The following is a 20,730-nucleotide window of genomic DNA, read 5'->3' on the forward strand; positions in this document are numbered from 1 at the left end:
ACTACCTTTCTAATATATTTTCTAAAAACGCATCCGTCATAATCGCAAAACCACTAGACTCTAATGAGTCAATCTCATAATCCCCACCACTACACAAAACGTAATTATCACATAAAAATCTAAAAAATAGCTTATCGTAATACCTCATCTTAGAATAATAAAGCGGTGCTAGCCTTATATTTTCGTTACTGCTATGGGCTAAATTTTCAAGGCGTTCAAGTGGCGCTTTTAGCTCATTTGGCACTATTTTTTTGACATCTTCTAAATCTTTTAAATGCGTTAGCCTTGCAAGAGAGCTTAGCCACTTTATATCTTTTTTAAATATCCACTCCATATCGCCTTTTTCAAAACCAGATATTGATGTGTTTAAAATTTGGCATACTAGCTTTGGAATTTCGATGTTGCTTATCTGTAAATTTGGCTTTAGCCCAAATTTATCAAAAACTTTGCTGGCTATTTCGATACTTAAAGCTAAGTTACTTTCACCGATTAGTTCTGCGCCTATTTGGTAGTTTTCTATATTTGGATATTTTAAAACCGGCTGTATGTAAAAAAGCCTTTTTAGATTCTCATTTTTAATCCGCCTTAAAACTATACGCACCACATCGACTGTGCTATCAGCTCTTAAACTTATAGTATGATTTGTCATATCTGGAAATTTCAAAAGCTGCTCAGATGAAACGCTTAAATGCTGATGATAAGAAAAATATGGTGTTAAAATCTCTTCAAATCCATACTCTTTAAAAAGAGTTGCTGCGTAGTTTTCTATCTCTCGCTTAATACTTGCTGTTTTGCCAAAGTAAAGCCTTGAGCCATTAGGAATCTCATGTTCTAAATCCGCTCTAACACTATCCATATATCTCTCCCTTTTACGCTTTTAAGTAGCTTACAATGCTGCTGTTTAACTTAGCGATACTTTTTAACAAATTTTTGTAACTTTCATCACTAAATTTACACGTAAGGATATCTAAAATTTGCTTATGTAGCTCTGTATGTAACTCTAAAATTTCACTTTTTACCACACCATCGAGTCTGGCAAATATCGTTTTATACTCTTTTTCGTAGTTTTTTATATCAAATCTTTCTAAATTTTGACTTTTTATAAACGATAAAAATTTACTCGCCTCTTCTTTGTGTTTTAAAGCAGCTTTATAGGCGATAAAGTCCTCTTCAGCGATATTTATAAAGTTTTTTTCATCTTCTAATCGCTTGATAAAACTAGCAATTTCATCTTGTCTTAATTCGCCACTTATATAATCTCCTTGTAAATATTCATATCCAAGCTTGCCAAAAAAGTTTTTTATAGCAACGCTTTGCAAACCTTTGGCTACATTTTTTAAATTATATTTTGAAACAAACATCGCTATAGCTTTTGACGCTCTTAAATTTTCATAGCTATTTGTCATACCAAAACATAAATTTATATCTGTTTTTACTGTTTTTATAGGAAGATTTTTTATATATTTTAAGCTTTTTAAATCAGCATTATTTAGTATAAACTCTATGTTAAATTTGGCGTAGTTATGGGCTGTTTGGGTAAATTTTAGATAGTTTTTCTCATCTAAATCATCTATTAAAATCCGTAAAAAACTTGGGTTAAAGTCTAAATTTTCATCTAAAAGCGCACTAAATTTTTTATAAAAGTCATTATCGCAAAGCTCTCTTACGCGCACTCCAACTTCTATAAAAATCTCTTTTTTATAGCTATTTTTATACCAAAACCAAAATTTAATCGCCTCTTTTATCGTAAAAATTCCAAGAGTTTTTAAAGCCATCTCTGTTTTAAACTCATCTAAGAAATCCCTCTTTTCTACGATGGCTAAATTCCTATCTTTAAAACGCAAAAGTATCTCAAAAGCATCGATTTTGTTTTCGCTTGCATTTAAAACCGGTTGAAAAAGGACAAAAAAATCGCCGTTTTTTATAGCAAATTCTAGCTTTCCTTTTTCGCTTTTCGCCGACGTATCAATATCATAATCATCTTTAGTATATATATGAAAACTAGCCCTTGCGGTCGTTTTTGCCCTATACATCGCCTTATCGGCTTGCTTTAGAAGCTGACTAAATGTTACTTTCTCATCTTGTGGGTAAAAACTTACGCCAATGCTTGCGCTTGCTCCGATGTTTTCATTGTCTGCAATGCTAAATTTATCTTTTGCAGCCGTTATAAGTCTAGTTAAAACGCCGCCTAACTCCTCTTTAGTGCTTAAATTTGTAACCACAACGCCAAACTCATCCCCGCCAAGTCTAGCTATAATGTCGCCACTTCTTAAAGCTTCTTTTAAGCTTTGCGAGATTTTTTGCAGATAGATATCGCCGATTTCGTGTCCAAATTTATCATTTATATCTTTAAATCCATCAAAATCTATAAACAAAATTGCAATTAGCCCATCTTTATCTTCTAATTCTTTTATAAATTTACTTGCTAAATTTTCAAACAAAAGCCTGTTTGGAAGCTTTGTTAAATGGTCATAATGAGCTATCTTTTCAAGCCTACTCTCTTTTTCTTTCAAGCTTGTTATCTCTAAGAAAATTCCCATATAGTGAAGCTCATCTCGCTCATTTTTAATCGCATTTATGGTTAAAATTTCTGGATAAACTTCGCCATTTTTTCGCCTATCCCAAATCTCACCATGCCAATATCCATTTTCTTTAACAGCTTGATTTATCTCTTTATGTATTTTTATGCTATTTTCATTTTCGTTTAGAAGGTGAGATTTTTTGCCTATGATTTCTTTCTCTTCATAACCAGTTATGCGTTCAAAAGCCTTGTTTATATGTATAACCTCGCCCTTAGAATCAGTTATAAAAATTCCCTCATGCGAGTTAGAAAACACGCTTGCAATCAGTCTTAATGTATACTCGCTCTGTTTTCTTTGGCTTATATCTTCGATTGTTCCACAAAGAAATTTAACATTTCCCTTAAGATCTTTTTCTAAAACTGCCCCTTGCATACTCATATAAATAAATTTATTATCTTTGCTTAAAATTCGCACCTCAACGCCAAATTTAGGCACAAAGCCATTTATATGATCTTTTATCTTTTTGTCAAAAAGTTCTAAATCTTTTGGATGTATTAACTTTCTAAATTTTTCATAGTCCAAAACAGTCTCACACTCTTTTTCTTGGCTCTTTAAAAGCGATAAAAATTTCTTGCTAAAAAACATCATATCTTTTTCCAAATCCCACTCCCACGTAGCAAAACTAGCCGCGTCGATGATGTTTTCATATCTTTTTAACTCTTTTATATAGCTTGCCTCTTTTTGAGTATACTCATCTATGTTTTCAAAATACAACGTGGCGTGCGATTTTTGCGTATTGCTAGCTTTTAAAAAAACTTTAAACCCACGATAAAACCTATCTTTATGCTGTAATTTGCACGATAAAACCTTTGGTTTTTGCAAATTTAGACCATCACTAAAAAGTTTTTCTAGTTTTGGAAAAATTTTTATACCATTTTGGTATATTATATTAGAAAGCTTTACTCTATTTTCTAAAAAATCCTCTTTTTCATACCCTAAAATTTCTTCTACATTATCAGTTATAAAAACTACTTTTTGTATACTAAAATCATATTCTATACTAAGCAAAGGCGAGCCTTCAAGCATCTGAATTTGGCTTTTTGACTCTATGCAAAACTGCTCATAGCAAGTTACATCACTCATAATATATATGGTTAAATTTCGCCCATTTATAAACGCATAAGTCTTATAAACTCTTAAAAACAGCTCTTTTTGCTTAGATGATTTGTGCTTTTGCAAAACAAATCCGCTTTTTTCATATTCGTAATTTAGCGCATTTTCCTTATTGTTATAAGGTCTTTCATCGCTTAAATCAAACATATACATTTTTAAGATATCTTCACCATATCCGTAAAGCTCTTTTGCATACTGATTTGCTTGTATAATCTTTGAACTTATAGAATCAACCAGTAAAATAGCAACTAAATCACTTTTAAATATATACTCAAATTTATTTTTTTCAGACTTTGCACTGCTTTTACTACGCTCTATCTCTTTTAAAATTTCAGCTATATTAGTAGAAATTTCACCAAATTTTTTACTTTTTATAAAAGTTTTACTAGCTTCATCAAAGTTTGCACATACGTTTTTTAAAACGCTTTTTAACTCATTTAGCGGTTTTATAAATTTATATCTTACAAACATAAAAAATAAAACTATGCTTAAAAACAGCAAAGCCAAAGATGATAAAAAAGCTATATTTTTAAAAATCACATCAGATAAATTTATATAAGAAAGCACGAAATACTTATATCCAATAAGTCTATTGATAACAAAAAGTTCCCACTCTCCATTTATGCTATTTTTACTAAAATGTAGTTTTTGGTCGTTAAAATCTATGATTTTTTTCTCATAAATCAAGTCTAAATTTAACTTATTTTGATAAAGTTTATCATCACTTGCAAAAATAACGTTTTTAAAATCCTCATCAACGATAAGAAATGAGCTTAAATTTTCTCTTTTTATGCTACTTGCTAACTCTTTTAAAAAAAATAGATTATAAAAAGCGATTATCTGCTTTTCTTCACCTAAGTTTTTAACTACGAAATTTGACTGCTTGTTATCTATAACCACGCTTAAATAGCGCAAATCTAGGCTTTTTGCGCCTATTTTACTGGCTAAATTTATCTGTTTTGCATATGCAAGCTTGTCTAGCAACAAACTAAACGTTTCGTTTGAATCTATAAAAAACAGAGCGTCAAAGTCTGGGTTGTTTTGCTCTATTAAATTTAAAATCTCTTTATAATTTATGTTATTTATAATATCACTGTTTAAAGATAAGATAGAATTATTTATATTTTTTTGATGTTTTGATATAAAAGTGTTTATAGTTTTAGCGTTTGATTGAAGCTCTTTTTGTGTGCTTATAGACTCTTTATAGATACAAAATGTAGCAAACATTATAACAAAAAGCATAAATAATACAACCAATATATAAAAATTTTTTATGTTATTTGCGTTATTACTTTTGCTCATAAAACACCCAAAAATAGAATTTGCTGAGTCTAGCATAATTTAGCTGTTGTTTTACTTATAATTAAATGTGATAAAAATTTGGCGAGAGAGTGAAGGAATTGAACCTCCCACGAAACGGTCAACCGCCCCATCATCGGATTTGAAGTCCGCGAACGCCACCAGGTCGTCTTACTCTCCAAAGGAAATTGTATAAATTTAAGAAAAAAATTATATCAAAATTATCTTAAATTTAAGCTATTTATCCTTAAACCAGCTAATTATCATCGCAGGAAGTAAAATCAAAGCACCAATTAGCATAAACGCCATAACCATATCAACCAAAAGTCCAAAGTAAATAGTCGGCCAAAAGTTACTTACACTCATCACAGAAAAACCTAAAAATATCGCAAATGATGTGTAATACATCGCATATCCGATACTTGCATGGCTTGCTAAGACTGCTTCTTTAACTCCAAGATGTTTTCGCTCGATTTTGTAGCGATAAATATAGTGGATAACATCATCAACGCCGATTCCTATGCTAATAGCAGCGATTGTGATACTCATGATATCAAGTGGGATTCCAAAAAATCCCATTATCCCAAAGACGAAGCTAAGTGGGATTAAATTTACAATAAGCGCAATCAAAGCAAATTTAACGCTTCTAAAAAGTAGCACAAAAACCGCAAAAAGCGAGATTAGAACAAAGCCAAGAGTATCAACTTGAGAGCTAAGTAAATTTTGAAGCATATTGTTATAAAGCACCATTATACCGCTTACTTGAACCTCTACATCATCATCTTTTAAAAGCTCATTTAACTCTTTTTTAAGGCTTATTAAAAACTCATTTCGCCTAAGTCTATCATCGCTATCAACAGTTCTAACGCTAAAATGCGCCTCATTATGCTCGATACTCACATATGGCGTTAAAATCAGATCTTTATACTCTTTTGGAAGCTCATTATAAATAACTGAAAGCATAAAATCATCAAGTGCTACGCCGTTATTCATACGTTTTCCAATCTCTAAAAGAGTAGCAAGCGAGCCTACATTTCCCACAAACTCACGCTCTTTTAAAAAGTCATGAACCTTTTGGATAACTCGCATTTTCTGGCTTGAAAACCAATACTGCTCATCGTTTTTAGCCTCTTCAAACTCCATCTCAAAAGAGTCGATAACATCATCACCACTGCTTACAAAATCATTTTTGCTATCTTTAAATTTAATAACCACATCAAAAGGAATAGTTCCGCCAAGCTCTTTATCAATTACCACCATTCCAGCGTGAATTTCCGTGCTATCTTTAAAATATCCTATAAAGCTATTTTCAACTTTTATTTTACTTATACCATACACTCCAGCCAAAAGCACCGCCAAAGAGAACGCATATATCACGCCGCGCCTATTTATAGCAAGTTTTGCGCACCAAAGAGTAAATTTAAAACTATCTTCAAAGCTACTTTTAACTGGAATTTTCTTAAGCAAAGCCATAACCGAACCAAAAACAACAAACGCCACCAAAAGCGAAACCGAAATGCCAACGCTCATCATAATTCCAAGCATAATTATCGGTTTTATATCGCTTAAAACAAGAGAGAAAAAGCCTATAACCGTGGTAAAAATGGCAAAAAAACAAGGCGTTAATCTATCTTTTAAAGTCATATAAACAAGCTGTTTTTGGCTCATACTAGGATACTTTAGACTTCTTTCTCTATATCCTACAACAAGGTGAATCGCAACTGAGACTGTGATGATGATTTGAAGTGCTACATAGTTTGAGCTAATAACCGTAACTTCATATCCAAGCAACCCAAAAAGTCCACTCGCATAAACCGCACTGATAACGCAAATCAAAATCGGCAAAACAACAAAGCGAATTTGTCTAAAAAACAGCCACAAACATAAAATCAGCATAACCAAAGACGCCGCACCATATGTTACAACATCGTTTTTTACGAAATTTACCATATCATCGGCTATCATATTAATCCCGCCTAAAAAGAGCTTTTCGCCACTTTTAACGCGGTAAGTTTGCAAAAGCTCCCTTATTTGCGTGATATCGTTATGCTCTTTAATGCGGTTTTTATCGCGAAAAATTTTAAACTCTTTATCAAGGCGTGAAAGCTCGTTTTTTTCAGCTTCGCTTATAGTGGAATTTGCCTTTTTTTTAGTTAAATTTTCACGCTTTTGGATAAACTCATCATACTTTAAATTTGGCTTTAAATTTATCACTATCGCTGTGGTTTTTAAATCCTTGCTAACTAAATTTGATGAGTAAAGTGGGCTTGTTAAAAACTCTTTTCTAGCAGCGTTTATATCGACATCTTTGCTTTTTAAATTTGATATATCTTTTGCTTTTTGCGAAAGCGAGCCATCTTTGTTTTCTAAAAGCGGGACATTTGTGATATTTAAAACGCTTTTTACAAAGTCAAATTTTTCCAAATCAGCGCTTAAATTTGTGATTAAATTTAGCGTATTTGGCGCTAAGATATCATCTTTTGGCGTATAAGCTACAACTAAAAAATTTGGCGTTTGATAGCGTTTATCAACCTCTTTGGCGATTTGAAAGTCTTTATCGTTTTCAAGTAGCAAAGTCTGGCTTGAAGCATCTATCTCAAGTTTACTGCTGTAAAATCCAAGCACCACAAAAAGCGCTAAAACTAACGCTAAAACACTTTTTGGATACGCTACTAAAAGGCGAAAAATTTTACTCATAAACGCTATTTTTTAGTATTTGCATTAAAGTCTGTGTTTTCAAGTCGTTGTAAAATCTCATCAAACCCAACGCCTCTTTTGGTCAAGTCATCAAACTGAGATCTATAAGTCTGGATGATACTAACGCCCAAAACATCGACATCGTATATGAGCCACTCATCGCTTGTTTTTGGATAGAATTTGAAATTTATAGGGTAGTTTTTTTCACTACCGATGATCTGCGTATCAAGGTTAAAACGCTTTGGACTTGGCATATGCGCACCAACAACCTTCATATCTTGATCGCTGTATTCTTCAAGACTTGCGATAAAAGATTTTTTGAGTCTGTTTTCATAAGCTTTGTTAAACTGCGCTTGCTGCTCTTTGCTTAGCGTTTTATAGTAGTTTGATAACGAAAGTCTTGACATAAGCGAGTAGTCAAGATACTCATCAAAAAGTGCAAATATCTTGCTAGGCTTAGCCTGTTTATCGATATTTTTATCTTTTAAAATATCAACCGCCATCGCGACTTTTTGTGTCATCACACTTTGGATTTGATCTTTGCTTAAGCCAAATGCTAGGTTAAAAACAAGCGCTAAAGCACTTAAAATTTGGATAAATTTCACTTTTACTCCTTGATTAGATACTCTCGTCTTTGCTCATATGCATCGCGCAAAAACGGATATAAGTCTATGGCATTTTTCTTTATATTTTTATACTCATCTGGGTTAAGCGATGTTTCATTTACCACTGAAAATGCCTTGATACCAGCAGCTTCCCACTCATCATCAACATAACTAATCGGATTTGTAAAGTGATCTGCAACTAGCCCAAAACTATCTCTTAAATTTGATGGTCCAAGAATCGGCCACACGATATGAAACCCGCTGCCAACACCCCAATGCCCCAAAGTCTGTCCGAAGTCCTCATTATGGCGAGGTATGTTAAAATGCATAGTCGCCGCATCACTAAGCCCGACAAACCCGATAGTTGAGTTTATCAAAAAGCGCTGAGTCTCCTCCCATGAGTTTTGAAATTTGCCTTGTAGCAAGTTATTAACCAAACGCATAGGATATAAAAGGTTGTGAAAAAAGTTTGAAAATGCCCCTTGAATGGGATCTGGCATCACATAGTCATATCCGCTTGCAACTGGGTTAAGTATATAGTCATAAAACGCATCATTTACACTTGTCATAACGCGGTTATAGCCAGAAAGTGGGTCAAAAACCTCTTTTTTAGCAAATTCAGTATCAAACTCGTCCATATCGTTTTGCGAAATTTTACCATCTGCAAAAGCAAAAATTGCGATAAAAATTATAGCTATTAATTTTTTCATAAATTTTCCTTTAAAGTAATCTATGATTTTACAAATTTATAACTTTAAAACAGGTAAATCAATGGTAAATTTAGGTAAAAGGTGGCAAATTCGCCACCTTTTTAAGCTCTAGTGAGTTAAGAAATATTTTTGAATTTTATCTTTATCATTTGTAGTTGCAAGCGCTACCATAAGCAAAACTCTAGCTTTTTGCGCATTTAAGTTATCGCTTGTTAAAAAGCCATATTTACTATCATCAACTTCGCCACCAGCGGTTGTTTCGCCACTTCCAACGCGAGAGTCACGAACCACTATAACGCCTTTTTTAACAGCTTCGCTTAGCGCTTCTAAAACGCTTGGATATGGATTTCCATTTCCCATTCCAGCGTTAATTATACCTTTTGCACCATTAGCGACGGCAGTATTTACGAAGTCCGGGTCATCATTTGAGTGATTGTAGATGATATCAACTCGTGGTAGAGACTCGATTTTAGCGATATCAAAAGCACTATTTTTTGTATGTTTTCTAGTTGGAGCCATGTAGAATTTAACCTTACCGTAAAATACAGTGCCGATTTTACCAGTGTTTGGGGATTTAAATGTATCAACGCTAGTTGTATTAGTCTTAGTGACTTCTCTAGCAGCGTGAATTTCATCATTCATCACAACCATAACGCCCTTGCCAACGCTATCTTTACTCATCGCGACATTTACAGCGTTAAACAAATTTAGTGGTCCATCAGCGCTAAGCGAGTCTGAATTCCTCATCGCACCAACAAGCACGATAGGTTTATCGCTTTTTACAACTAAGTCCAAAAAGTAAGCAGTCTCTTCCATCGTATCAGTTCCGTGAGTGATGACGATACCATCGGCTTTTCCGCTTTTTAAAAGCTCGTTTGCTCTTTTAGCAAGTTTTAGCCAAACTTCGTTGTTCATCTCTTGAGAGCCTATGTTTGAGATTTGCTCACCTTTGATTGTAGCGATTTTGTTGATTTCAGGGACTGCTGCTATTAGTTTATCAACTGTCACAGTTCCAGAAGTATAGTTAGTACCCAACTCGCCAGCACCGCCACCAGCTATTGTTCCGCCAGTAGCTAGGATATAAATAGTAGGTTTAGCCCACGCAATCGTAGCGCCAAACAACACAATGGCTAAGAATTTCAATGCACGCATTTTAAACTCCTTGTAATCAAATTTTGCTTTTGCTAACGCAAAAACTTAGCAAAATTATACTATTTAAATTTAGTTTTATTTGTTAAATTTATCTTAAATTTATAAATATTTTTGTGATTTTATATTGCATTTACGTTGAATTTCACTTTTAAATTTATATAAATTTACTTAATTTTCTTGTACTTATATGAATTTTATTAATAATATTTTATAAAATTATCTACTAAATTTAATACAATTTTATGTAAAATTATCCGGTAAAATCTATTTTATCCCCGTTTTTTACGGTTTATGACTAAAATCAGCGCTATTGAATTCTCTTGTTTTAAGACAAGGTTTTTCTGTGCTAAATTTATTCAGTGAACTAAAGATATATTTGAATTTATTTATATAATAAATTTTTATAACTGTATTTCAAATTTGAGTTTAATTATAATTTATTATTATTTTATAAATTTTGCTACTTTGATATAAAATTTAACTTTTATATCAACATGACAAAGTGCGTTTAGTTTACTTTTAATAAAATACTAACGCCTAGCACCCGAGATTTTACCCATATTTTTGCGGTTGTAAAACCATAAATTTATCTTACTCAACTTTTAAAATAAGCAAAATCAACCTTTGCACTTTTTATCAAAATTTAGTCTATCTGCTTTAAATTTGATTTTTAAGTTGGCTATGGTTTTCTTATATATTTTTAAATTTATATACTTTTTTTCTTTTAAATTTGCGTTTTTAATGCAAATTTAGCACCAAATTCATCTTAACTAAATATCGATTTTAAGATGGCTGTAGAATTTCATGCATTTTTATGGTGTAAAATTTTCTAAATTTAGGGTCTATAATAAAAAATTTATTTGCCCTTTGTAACTAAATTTCACGCTAAGCACTTCGTAAGCATAAGCGCTTGTTAAATTTTCTACAACGCTCTTAAACCATAAAAATTTGTCAAATTTAGCATTTAAATTTAACAATTTTTTTTACTTTTCCAAATTCATTTTGCATTTTTAAAAAATAATTTTAAATAATATTTTTATTGTCATATATTATAAAATTTTAATAATTAAATTCTAAAGCCAAATTTAAAATTCATCTAAAAATACAAATTTACTAAGCTTTTAGCAACCTAACGCTATCAAGCAAAACTACCATCAAATCTCGCTAAATCTAGCAAATTTCTCAAGCTTTTCATCATCCATTTTATAAATTTCATCTATAAAATTGTTTCTAAAGCTTGCATTTGCGCCATTTTGCGCATCAGTCTTTTTCCTTGCCAACTCTCCAGCCACGCCAGATAGAACAACCGCTTTTAAACTAGCTTCAAACAAATCTTTGCTAACACTACAAAACGCCGCTATTAGCGCACTTAGCATACAGCCACTTCCTGTTATATCCTTCATCATCGCATCACCATTTTCGCAGATAAATGCTCTGTTTTTATAACAAATTACATCGATTTTACCACTTATCACGACCACAGCGTTTGTCTTTTGGCTTAAGCTTTTAGCCAAATCAACCTTGCTTTGCTCACACTCTTCATCTTTTTCGTTTGCATCAACGCCTTTTGTCTGCGAAACAAGCCCATCTAGCGCCTTTATTTCAGATATATTTCCTCTAATAACGCTAAATTTATAATTTTTCAAAAGCTCATTTGCTATATTTGTTCTAAATTTATTCGCACCTACGCCAACAGGGTCAAGCACAGTTGCAATCCCGCCTAAATTCGCCGTTACAAGCGAACTTTTCATCGCTTCGATACTATGCTTGTTTAGCGTGCCTAAATTCACAACCAACCCATTAGAAATCGCACTCATCATATACGCTTCCTCTGGTTCATCAGCCATAATCGGACTCGCGCCGATTGCTAAGAGCGCATTTGCGACATCGTTTGCGGTTACGTAGTTTGTTATGCAGTGGATTAGCGGATTTTTTGCCTTGATTTTGTTAATAAAATTTTCCATCTTCTCTCCAAATTTTGATTTTTAATTATCTCATAAAAACCATAAATACAAATTTAAATCAAATTTAACCTCTTACTCTATATAATTTGATAAATTTAATAAAAAGAGTAAAAATGATCATCAAAGAAAACAAAAAATCAGCCATTTTTGCCGGTATCGCTGGCGTAGTTTTAATCATACTTAGCATTATAGCTGTCTTTGAAGGATATGGTGGAAGTGCCGTGTTTGGGCTTGTTGTGGGTGTTATTTCGGTTTTGGCTTGTGTTAAGAAACTACTTAGCAATAACTTTTTAGAAATCTTAGATGATGGATTTGTCATAGAAAAAAACAAAAAAATGGCTAAATTTAACTTTAAAGATATCAAAAAAATCGATACAAAAACGATGGAATCAAAGAAAAATATACAAGTTTTAAACATTGAATTTAAAAAGCCATACAAAGGCGAGGATAAATTTAACTTCTTGCGATTTTACTGCGATAAAGAGGCGGTTTTGCCAGATATTTATGAAAAATCTTTTTATGAGATAACTAAAATTTTAAAAGATAGCTTAGAAAACCAAAAATCAGATAGTCTTAAAGCATAAATTTGAGTAATCCAAACGCTAAAACTTATAAAATTCTCATCATCGGCGGTGGCGCTTCTGGACTATTTTTAGCTGCGAATTTAGATAAAAATTTACAAAATTCAACCGCCATTTTAGAAAAAAACGCGCAGTTTGGCAAAAAAATTCTAGCAAGTGGCGGCGGCAGATGTAACATCACAAACCGCCATATAAGCTTTAAAAACTACTTAGGCGATGTTGAGTTTATCAAACAAAGCGTATCAAAACTCAAATTTAGCGATGTTTTAAACTTTTTTAGTGAGTTAAAATTTAGCGAGCAAAAAGACAGCCAGTTTTTTTGCGCCGACTCATCAAAAGCGGTTTTAAACTCACTTTTAAAAAAGCTTAAAGAGTGCGATTTATACCCAAACAGCGAAGTTTTAGAGGTGCAAAAAGACAAAGATGAGTTTATCATCACAACGCAAAATGCCAAATTTAAAGCTCAAAATCTCATCATCGCAAGTGGCGGACTAAGCTATAAAGCGCTTGGAAGTAGCGATATCGGCTATAAAATCGCCCAGCAGTTTTGCCTAAACGTGCAAAAACCTCTCCCTGCTCTTGTTGGCTTTACCGTGCAAAAAGATGAGTTTTGGTTTAAACACTTAAGCGGAGTTTCTTTGCCGGTTTGTCTTAAATTTAATGAATTTGAGTTTAATCAAGACGCGCTATTTACGCATAAAGGCATAAGCGGACCAGCTATTTTAAACGCTTCTTTGTTTTGGCAAAAAGGGCAAATCACTCTAAATTTTGTTCCAAATTTTTCTATAAAAAAGTTAGAAAACAGCAAAAAACAGCTTAGCACACTTTTGCCACTTCCAAAGCGTTTTACAAAGGAATTTTTATCTTCACAAAACCTGCTTGATAAGCCGTATGATAGCTATAATCAAGTTGAAAAAGCAAAGGTTTTAAAACTTTTTTCTTATAGTTTTGCTCCAGCTGGAAATTTTGGCTTTGAAAGAGCAGAGATAACCAAAGGTGGTGTAAAAACAGATGAAATTTTGCCAAATTTTCAAAGTAAAAAAGAAAAAGGGCTGTTTTTTATAGGGGAAATTTTAGATGTTAGCGGAATGCTTGGAGGATACAACCTGCACTTTGCCTTTGCGAGTGCAAAAATTTTAAGCGAGTTTTTAAATGCTAAATTTAGCAAAACAAGCGCTTTTTAACAAATCAAAGTTTGCAGATTTAAAAAGCGCACCTGTCATAAACTAGCCATTTTGGCTGATTTTATTAATGGCAATGGTATGAGCCAGTCTTGCTATCTGTATGACATCCGTTTCTATCGGTTCCACCAGAATGTGCAATCGCCAAAGTTGCAAAAGAAAACAACAAAGTCAAAACAATAAATATTTTTTTCATAAATCCTCCTTTAAATATAGGAAAAAATTATATAATAATATATCTTAAATATACTTGGTAAATAATTTATATTTTAATATTTACTTTATACGATTTCGCAAATTTCTTGCTTAAATTTCTTAAATTTGGAATATAATTGCGAAAATTTACATAGGAAAAAAGTTGAAATTTATCATAAACGACATCGAGCTTAAAAAGCTTGATATTAGCGCTAAAATGGTGATGGAAAAGTATCTTTTAGAGCTTGGAGAAGATCAAGTTGTCGATATCAGCGACTATACATTTGCAGCAAATTTTATCTGGCTTGGCAACGTTAGCGGATTTTACGCTACCATCGAAGATTGCTTTTGTCTTTTTGCGATGAGCGGAAGCGAACTTAGCATGCTACTTCCGCCACTTGGCAAGCTAAAAAACCTCAAAAAAGCCATAAATAAGTGCTTTGAGATAATGAACTCAAACAACTCATCACCCCACTACTCGCGTATCGACTATGTCGCGCAGTGCATTTTGGAAAAATTTGCCAAAATGCTTGATAAAAACGCAAGCATTTTTGATGTTTTTGCTGATTTTATCTTTGAAAAAAAGCTTGTGGATTACATTTATAAGGCAGATGACTTGATAAGTCTGCACGGAAATGCCTATCACACAAAGCGAACAGAGATAAATAAATTTAAAAACACATATCCAAACTTTAAAATTGTCACACTTGAGCCAGAAAAACACGCACAAGAGATTATCACACTTTCAAACACTTGGGTTCAAAACCGCCTAAAATACACACCAAAAGAACAAATGGATGACTTTATGGAGGGAATGTATCAAGAAAAAGCCGCCATAAAAAGAATGCTTGAATACCATCAAAAGCTCGAACTTATGGGTATCGTGCTATATATCGATGAGCGTTTGCAAGGCTACACGGTCGGCGAGAAAATCAATGAGGGCGTTGCTAGCGTTTTGTTAGAAAAGACAAATTTTGAAGTTCTTGGGTGCGCTCAGTTTATCTTCCGTGAATTTAGCAAAATTTTAAGCAGCCAATACTCTTGCGAATTTATCAACGTAGGCGATGATATGGGCTTTGAAAACCTTAAAAAAGTCAAGATGAGTTATCATCCATACAGGCTTAACACAAAGTATTCGATATATCAAAAAATATGAATAATGAGAAAAAATGAACGAGCAAAAAACAAAATTTATAATCACAAAAGCGACCATTTGCGATACTGGCGTACTTTTTAAACTCGAAAATGAATGCTTTGATAAATTTAACTCACCGCTTTCAAAGGCGAGTTTTTACTACCACATAAAAAGAAATTTTTTATATGTCGCAAGGGCTGGTTGCGATGTCAAAAAAGATAATTTTTGTAAGCTAAATTTTAAAAATAGCGCTGAAATTAGCTTGATTAAAGAGAAAGAAAACGGGGCAAATTTAAAGTATAATTTTATAAAAAACAGCTTGATTTATGGTGAATTTGGCAAAATTTTAGGCTATATTTTAATCTTACCTAAGCTAAAAACTTCGCGTATTTACTCTCTTGCAGTCTTGCCAAATGCACGCGGTCTTGGCGTTGCAAAAGCCTTGCTTGAGTTTGGAATTTCGCGTTTTAACTCTCTTAAACTCGAGGTTAGAACAGATAACGCGAAAGCTATAAATTTATATGAAAAACTTGGATTTAAGAGTATAAAAACTTTGCCAAAATACTACGATGATGGGTGCGATGCTTTTTTGATGGTTAAGAGCGAGCAAATTTTATAGCTTAACAAGCTTTTGGATTTTTGGATAATTTAACAATTTTTATAATTTTATCTAGTTAAACATATGAAAAATTATAAAAATAAATTTTATATTTTATGGTGCAACTACGATAAAATAGAAATGTGCATAAATAAATTTGTAAATTTAAACCGCTAAATAAATTTAAACACCAGTAGAACTTTATAGGTCAAATCTCCGCCAATAAAGATTTACTAAATTTATATATTTTTAAATTTAGCGCACAAAACAAAACGATTTATTTGCAACTTTGTCAAAAACAAAACGGCGCTAGTCCTTTAAAAATGGCTTTTGATGCGTTTATTTCTATTCTAAAATGATAATAAATGATTTTATTTATAATGAAATATTTAAAACCCATTAAAAATTTAAAAAATAAAAAAAGTATAAAATAAAAAGTTTGATTTTTAAATTTACACAAAATAACTTAGCAAAAAGCTTGTCTAGTTTGTTTTTCTAAATTTTAAAACTAAATTTAAGTAAAGCTTTTTGCAAAAACACAAACCATACTAGAAAATTCACAACCGCAAAGCAATTAAATTTAGCTTTATAAAAACTGGATAAATTTGATTCTTAAAATTTGTCTTTAACAAAAACAGAGAAAATTTGAAAACGAATTTTTTAAAATTTATCTTTAGCAAGAAAACGTAGAAATTTAGCCCAAAAAAGGGCTAAATTTTAAAACGGATTTTGAATTTCGCTTACGTAATCTTTACTATCTTTATGACTTAAAATCACTATTTTATCGCCCTTAAATGTTAGTCCGCTTATCTCGCCATTGATTTTTGGCATCGCATAAGCATCCTCAACCATCGCACTTTGCAAATCAATAACTAGCAAAGTATTAAAATTCTTGCTATAAGCTACGAATTTACCATCTTTTATATCGCCAGCAGTGATGTAATACTCAGATATCTTTCTTTTATCCTTTATAGCGAAGTTCTCGCCAGCTTTAACGACTAGTTCGCCACTTAGCGTGTTGTCCTTTGGATCTACTTTGATAAGGATGATTTTTTGGCTAGCTGGATTTGGCACACTTAACATATACATATATTTACTATCTTTATCATAAGCTAAAGTTAATATATATGCTTTTTTTGCACGCACAGTATTTACCCAAGGTCGCTCTCTATAAAGCGGTGCCATTAATCCACCACTTGTTTTACGAAACACATTCCACTCTTTAAACTCATCGATTTTTGATTGCGGAGTTTGCTCAACTATCCAAAGAGTTTTGTTATATGCTGTTGAAACTACTTGATTTCCTACAAATGTACTAGCTACGGTAAGCGGAATGTCATAACCGTTTGGTTTATCTAAAATAGCATTTTCTCTGAGGTTAAATTTATCATCTGTAAAATAAATTCCAGCTTGTGTTGAAGTGATAGCAAATTGATTCTTCTCACTATTATAAGCGATATCTGCTGCATTTCCATGCTCGAAAAGTCCAACCGCTTGAAATGGTAACTCTTTTGACTCAAGCACAGCTGGCGCTGGTTTTAAACTTACAGCTACGCCTGCATTCTCATCGCTATTAAATGCAAATTTTTTAGGTGCGCTTTCTCCGGCGACAAACGGCGAATCAACAACACTTGAACCTGTAAATGATATAGGTTTTGCAAGCCTATCCCAAACATGAGAAGTCCAACGCTGTGTAACATACTCGAAACTAAATCTCTCTGGCTCTCCTTTGCCACTATATGGTGGAATTCCAGTTGAGATAAAAGCTTGAAGTCCGTTTGATAGTATAACGAAAAGCGATAAGCCAACAACAAATTTAGAATAAGGAGAGAATTCTTTTATTTTTAATTCTTTTGCGTAAAGTTCTTTGGCAATATTTTCATTTCGCATAAAAAATAGAAGCAAACTCATAGCTATAATCACAGCCCAATATACAAAAATTCCCCAAGTATAGGTATGCGCTCCAAAAATAGCACCACCAAATCCCATGCCAACATCGGCTTGAGTTCCATCAAAAGATGAGTGCCTTAATGTCATAAAAAGTCCATAAGCAGCACTTAAAAATACCATTACGAGGTATTTTGCTCTAAGTCCATATCTAAGTATAAAAATTCCAAGCATACCAACGACAACCATGCCGATTCGCTCGTTCCAACAAAGCGTGCATGGGCTTTCGCCGATGATGTAGCCAAGATAGATGTTTGCGATACCAACTGGGATTCCAAGCACTAGCAAAACAGCAGTTGCGATTAAAATATCAAAATATTTTTGAGTTAAAAAGTCTTTCATCATCTCTCCTTAAAATGTCCAATGTGGCAAGACTGATGTCCAACTTGCGATAAAAAACATGCCAAAGCATATGGCAGTTCCACCTAAAAATAACCCAAATGATAATTTTTCCTTTTGTGGCTTAAACCACAAAACTAAAATGCTAAGTGCGAAAAGCACGAGTGAAAGTAGTTCCATATATACTCCTTTTAAGATGTTATATTCTATTGTTATAAAACTTATAATTAGTTAAATTTTTTAAGTTTAACATAATTTTTTAACTATTTTTTTGCAATTAATAACTAAAATCAATATATAATTATATAGAATTTAATTATTATGCCAAAAAAATATCTTATATAATCTTTTTAAATTTTCTAAATTTGGTTTTTTAAAAAAAGTTTCTATGATAAAATGGCTGATAAAAATATTTGCTAACGAATGTAAAAATAAAGAAAAAATTCCGTGCAGTCTTTTTATAACGTAATATCGCTATTATGCAACTTGCTAAAGCGTATAAAACTATAAAAACCAATTCTTTTACCTTAATTCTGCTAAATAAGACTTAAACTACAATTTAGCACTTGAAAAAATCGATTTGCAGTTTTAGAATTTATGCTTATAAATTTATTTGCTAATCAAACCGTTCTAAGAAATGTTAGTATAGTTGACTATCCACTCCTAATTTTCAAGATATCATTAACCCTCCAAGCTATCGGCTCTACGGCATAGATTTGTTATAAAAAATGAGCAATTGTAATACTAAAAATTAGCACCTTTGCTAATCTCCCCTGAAAATCGTACTAGTAATATTGATTTTGTGCTTGATAGCGGAGAAGGCAATGTTATCTATGATAACTATGAGAAATTCGTTGATTATTATGGATACCTTGGATTTTATACAGAAGATGGAAAAATTGTCAAGCATAGTATTGAAGATAGGAGACGTAATATCTTTACTCTTGGCGGTAAACTTATTAATTTATATTATGATAACATAGGCTCTGTAAATCCATTATATACTTATACTTTTAAAAAGCCTGGTTTAAGTGATGATAATAAAGGTAAATAGCCAAAGCCATTATTAAAACTCCTTCAATTATAGCTAAAAAACCTTTATTTGTAGCTTCGCTAAATTGCCAAGCATACGCACCATTTACAAACATACCTAAACCTATGTTTTTTATAAGCTCATACATCTTAATTTATCCTTTCTTTTTTTTCATTTATCTTTATTTCCAATATATATAACAATTTCTCTGTTGTTATGTTTGTTGCTATATTCCACCAAATTAGATTATTTGCTATGTTGTCTAAATCGTCAAACAAGGCATTAACCTGTTTTTCTATTTTTTCGCTTACTTCTTTTTTCATTTTTATCCTTTTGATTTATTTAAAAGTAATTATTTGTTATCTTTTATACTAGTATTATAACTAATAGTTACTTAATATTATCTTAATAAAGTAACGAATCGTTATTTTATTTGCTTTAAAAGTTATTTTATGATATAATTTTGTCTATAAATAAATAAAAGGATTGCTGTGACGAAAGATAATTTTGATAATTATTTACAAAAATTCAATTTAAATAAAAAAGATTTAGCTAATTTGCTTAGTTTACCTTATGGAACTGTAAATAATTGGAATGGAATAAGTAAACCGTTTCCATCTTGGCTTAATTCTTGGTTTTATTACTACGAAAAATCTCTTAAATTTGATAAGATAAAAGAACTATTAAAAGATGAAATTTAAGTTATTTTTTTGTTTTATAGACAAAATTTAAAGTCCTTTTGGAAACTCTTTTGTTTTAAAATTTGATTAAAATTTGCAATTTGTAGTTGCTTCTTTTTTCAGTTTTTCACCTCTTTAAACTTTGAATATTCTTTTTCATTATTCTGACCTATACACTGAGCTTTCTTTTTAAGCTTTGTGCGGAGCTTAGGGCGTTATAAAAACTTCAGGCGCTCTGCGCCGTGCAAGTTTTTATAGCCTTACGCGAAGTCACCAGCTTAAAAAGGTTATTCTGGGCGTGTATAAGTCAGAATATGAAAAGAGCTAAACTCTCCACCTTTACCAAATTCACAAATCTGCCTACTATGCGCTATTAGCAACTTGATTCACTAGAATCGATAAATATATTAAATTTACACTTTTTTAAATTATCAACTTTTGTATTAATATCTTACAAAACTCTAATATATGGTCTTTATATGCGTTAAGGCTTGTATTAAGTTTAATAGGCTCTATAATTTTTACGTATGTATACAATACAAAAATATATCTTAAAGGATAAGGAATGTTAAAACAATACATTAGTGGACTTCAAACCACAACTGTAAATGTGATTGCAAGCGATGCTGATTTAGCAAAGATTGCAACTATAATGGAAGGAAGCGTTGAAACTTATAAAAGCGCTGGACAAGGTGGAACTGCTGGAACTTTACCAGCAACTCTAAATAAAAAAACATTTATTCTTGGTGCAAAGGGTGAAATGGGTGCAAGAAAAAGTACGCAGGTAAGTTTTCCGCACGTAAAACCAGCCAGCCAGTTTACAGATATTAGTGCTAGCATTGTAGGACAATTTACAATCGGCTATGAGCCTGATAAAGTTCAAAAATGCGATTACGCCAAAATGAAATTTGATGCATAA

General features: G+C 32.1%; 18 protein-coding genes and 1 tRNA gene. 7 read left to right on the forward strand and 12 right to left on the reverse strand.

What is annotated here, in order from left to right; genetic code table 11:
* Nucleotide 1: 1 nt before the first annotated feature.
* The 8 genes from CGEO_RS08745 to thiM form a co-directional block, all read right to left on the reverse strand.
* Complete coding sequence (locus tag CGEO_RS08745) at nucleotides 2-856, reverse strand: ATP phosphoribosyltransferase regulatory subunit (protein WP_075493154.1); 855 nt, start codon at nucleotides 854-856, stop codon at nucleotides 2-4.
* Nucleotides 857-869: 13 nt separating this feature from the next.
* On the reverse strand, nucleotides 870-4,997 hold the full coding sequence (locus CGEO_RS08750; protein ID WP_075540207.1) for a diguanylate cyclase domain-containing protein: 4,128 nt from the start codon (nucleotides 4,995-4,997) through the stop codon (nucleotides 870-872).
* A gap of 79 nt (nucleotides 4,998-5,076) precedes the next feature.
* Nucleotides 5,077-5,174, reverse strand: a tRNA-Sec gene (locus tag CGEO_RS08755).
* 57 nt (nucleotides 5,175-5,231) lie between these two features.
* A complete protein-coding gene (locus tag CGEO_RS08760) occupies nucleotides 5,232-7,691 on the reverse strand; it encodes an efflux RND transporter permease subunit (RefSeq protein WP_075531855.1) in 2,460 nt (819 codons plus the stop codon).
* Between the two features lie 5 nt (nucleotides 7,692-7,696).
* On the reverse strand, nucleotides 7,697-8,296 hold the full coding sequence (locus CGEO_RS08765; protein ID WP_075493151.1) for an MlaC/ttg2D family ABC transporter substrate-binding protein: 600 nt from the start codon (nucleotides 8,294-8,296) through the stop codon (nucleotides 7,697-7,699).
* A 2-nt stretch (nucleotides 8,297-8,298) separates the two neighbouring features.
* On the reverse strand, nucleotides 8,299-9,006 hold the full coding sequence (locus tag CGEO_RS08770; protein ID WP_075540206.1) for an MlaA family lipoprotein: 708 nt from the start codon (nucleotides 9,004-9,006) through the stop codon (nucleotides 8,299-8,301).
* A 108-nt stretch (nucleotides 9,007-9,114) separates the two neighbouring features.
* Nucleotides 9,115-10,158, reverse strand: a complete 1,044-nt coding sequence (locus CGEO_RS08775) for a type II asparaginase (RefSeq protein WP_075540205.1) — start codon at nucleotides 10,156-10,158, stop codon at nucleotides 9,115-9,117.
* A gap of 1,154 nt (nucleotides 10,159-11,312) precedes the next feature.
* Nucleotides 11,313-12,122 (reverse strand): hydroxyethylthiazole kinase, encoded by an 810-nt coding sequence (gene thiM / locus CGEO_RS08780; protein WP_075531853.1) that lies wholly within the window; start codon nucleotides 12,120-12,122, stop codon nucleotides 11,313-11,315.
* A 113-nt stretch (nucleotides 12,123-12,235) separates the two neighbouring features.
* Here thiM and CGEO_RS08785 point away from each other — a divergent pair, with 113 nt between their 5' ends.
* Together CGEO_RS08785 and CGEO_RS08790 are read left to right on the forward strand one after the other, a co-directional pair.
* Nucleotides 12,236-12,706, forward strand: a complete 471-nt coding sequence (locus CGEO_RS08785) for a hypothetical protein (RefSeq protein WP_075531852.1) — start codon at nucleotides 12,236-12,238, stop codon at nucleotides 12,704-12,706.
* Between the two features lie 2 nt (nucleotides 12,707-12,708).
* Entirely contained in the window at nucleotides 12,709-13,887 is a 1,179-nt protein-coding gene (locus CGEO_RS08790) for a BaiN/RdsA family NAD(P)/FAD-dependent oxidoreductase (RefSeq protein WP_075540204.1), read from the forward strand.
* A gap of 64 nt (nucleotides 13,888-13,951) precedes the next feature.
* Here the strand turns inward: CGEO_RS08790 and CGEO_RS08795 are convergent, their stop codons facing one another.
* A complete protein-coding gene (locus tag CGEO_RS08795) occupies nucleotides 13,952-14,080 on the reverse strand; it encodes a YHYH domain-containing protein (RefSeq protein ID WP_106380113.1) in 129 nt (42 codons plus the stop codon).
* Nucleotides 14,081-14,296: 216 nt separating this feature from the next.
* Between CGEO_RS08795 and CGEO_RS08800 the strand changes: the two genes are divergently transcribed.
* On the forward strand, nucleotides 14,297-15,235 hold the full coding sequence (locus CGEO_RS08800; protein ID WP_075540252.1) for a DUF2156 domain-containing protein: 939 nt from the start codon (nucleotides 14,297-14,299) through the stop codon (nucleotides 15,233-15,235).
* Nucleotides 15,236-15,248: 13 nt separating this feature from the next.
* Nucleotides 15,249-15,833: a GNAT family N-acetyltransferase gene (locus CGEO_RS08805; RefSeq protein WP_075540203.1), complete on the forward strand. Its 585-nt coding sequence runs from the start codon at nucleotides 15,249-15,251 to the stop codon at nucleotides 15,831-15,833.
* Between the two features lie 696 nt (nucleotides 15,834-16,529).
* Here CGEO_RS08805 and CGEO_RS08810 read toward each other — a convergent pair.
* Complete coding sequence (locus CGEO_RS08810) at nucleotides 16,530-18,101, reverse strand: disulfide bond formation protein B (RefSeq protein WP_075540202.1); 1,572 nt, start codon at nucleotides 18,099-18,101, stop codon at nucleotides 16,530-16,532.
* 9 nt (nucleotides 18,102-18,110) lie between these two features.
* Complete coding sequence (locus CGEO_RS08815) at nucleotides 18,111-18,278, reverse strand: hypothetical protein (protein ID WP_165590161.1); 168 nt, start codon at nucleotides 18,276-18,278, stop codon at nucleotides 18,111-18,113.
* A gap of 622 nt (nucleotides 18,279-18,900) precedes the next feature.
* On the opposite strand from CGEO_RS08815, the gene CGEO_RS08820 reads away from it, so the two are divergent.
* Entirely contained in the window at nucleotides 18,901-19,152 is a 252-nt protein-coding gene (locus CGEO_RS08820) for a hypothetical protein (protein WP_133147232.1), read from the forward strand.
* A gap of 128 nt (nucleotides 19,153-19,280) precedes the next feature.
* On the opposite strand, the gene CGEO_RS08825 is transcribed toward CGEO_RS08820, so the two are convergent.
* Nucleotides 19,281-19,454, reverse strand: coding sequence for a hypothetical protein (locus CGEO_RS08825; protein WP_165589859.1), 174 nt, complete (start codon nucleotides 19,452-19,454; stop codon nucleotides 19,281-19,283).
* A gap of 168 nt (nucleotides 19,455-19,622) precedes the next feature.
* On the opposite strand from CGEO_RS08825, the gene CGEO_RS08830 reads away from it, so the two are divergent.
* Both CGEO_RS08830 and CGEO_RS08835 read left to right on the forward strand, forming a co-directional pair.
* Nucleotides 19,623-19,832: a hypothetical protein gene (locus CGEO_RS08830; RefSeq protein ID WP_075493142.1), complete on the forward strand. Its 210-nt coding sequence runs from the start codon at nucleotides 19,623-19,625 to the stop codon at nucleotides 19,830-19,832.
* Between the two features lie 544 nt (nucleotides 19,833-20,376).
* A complete protein-coding gene (locus CGEO_RS08835) occupies nucleotides 20,377-20,730 on the forward strand; it encodes a hypothetical protein (protein WP_075540200.1) in 354 nt (117 codons plus the stop codon).

Source organism: Campylobacter geochelonis, assembly GCF_013201685.1.
Taxonomy (GTDB): Bacteria; Campylobacterota; Campylobacteria; order Campylobacterales; family Campylobacteraceae; genus Campylobacter_B; species Campylobacter_B geochelonis.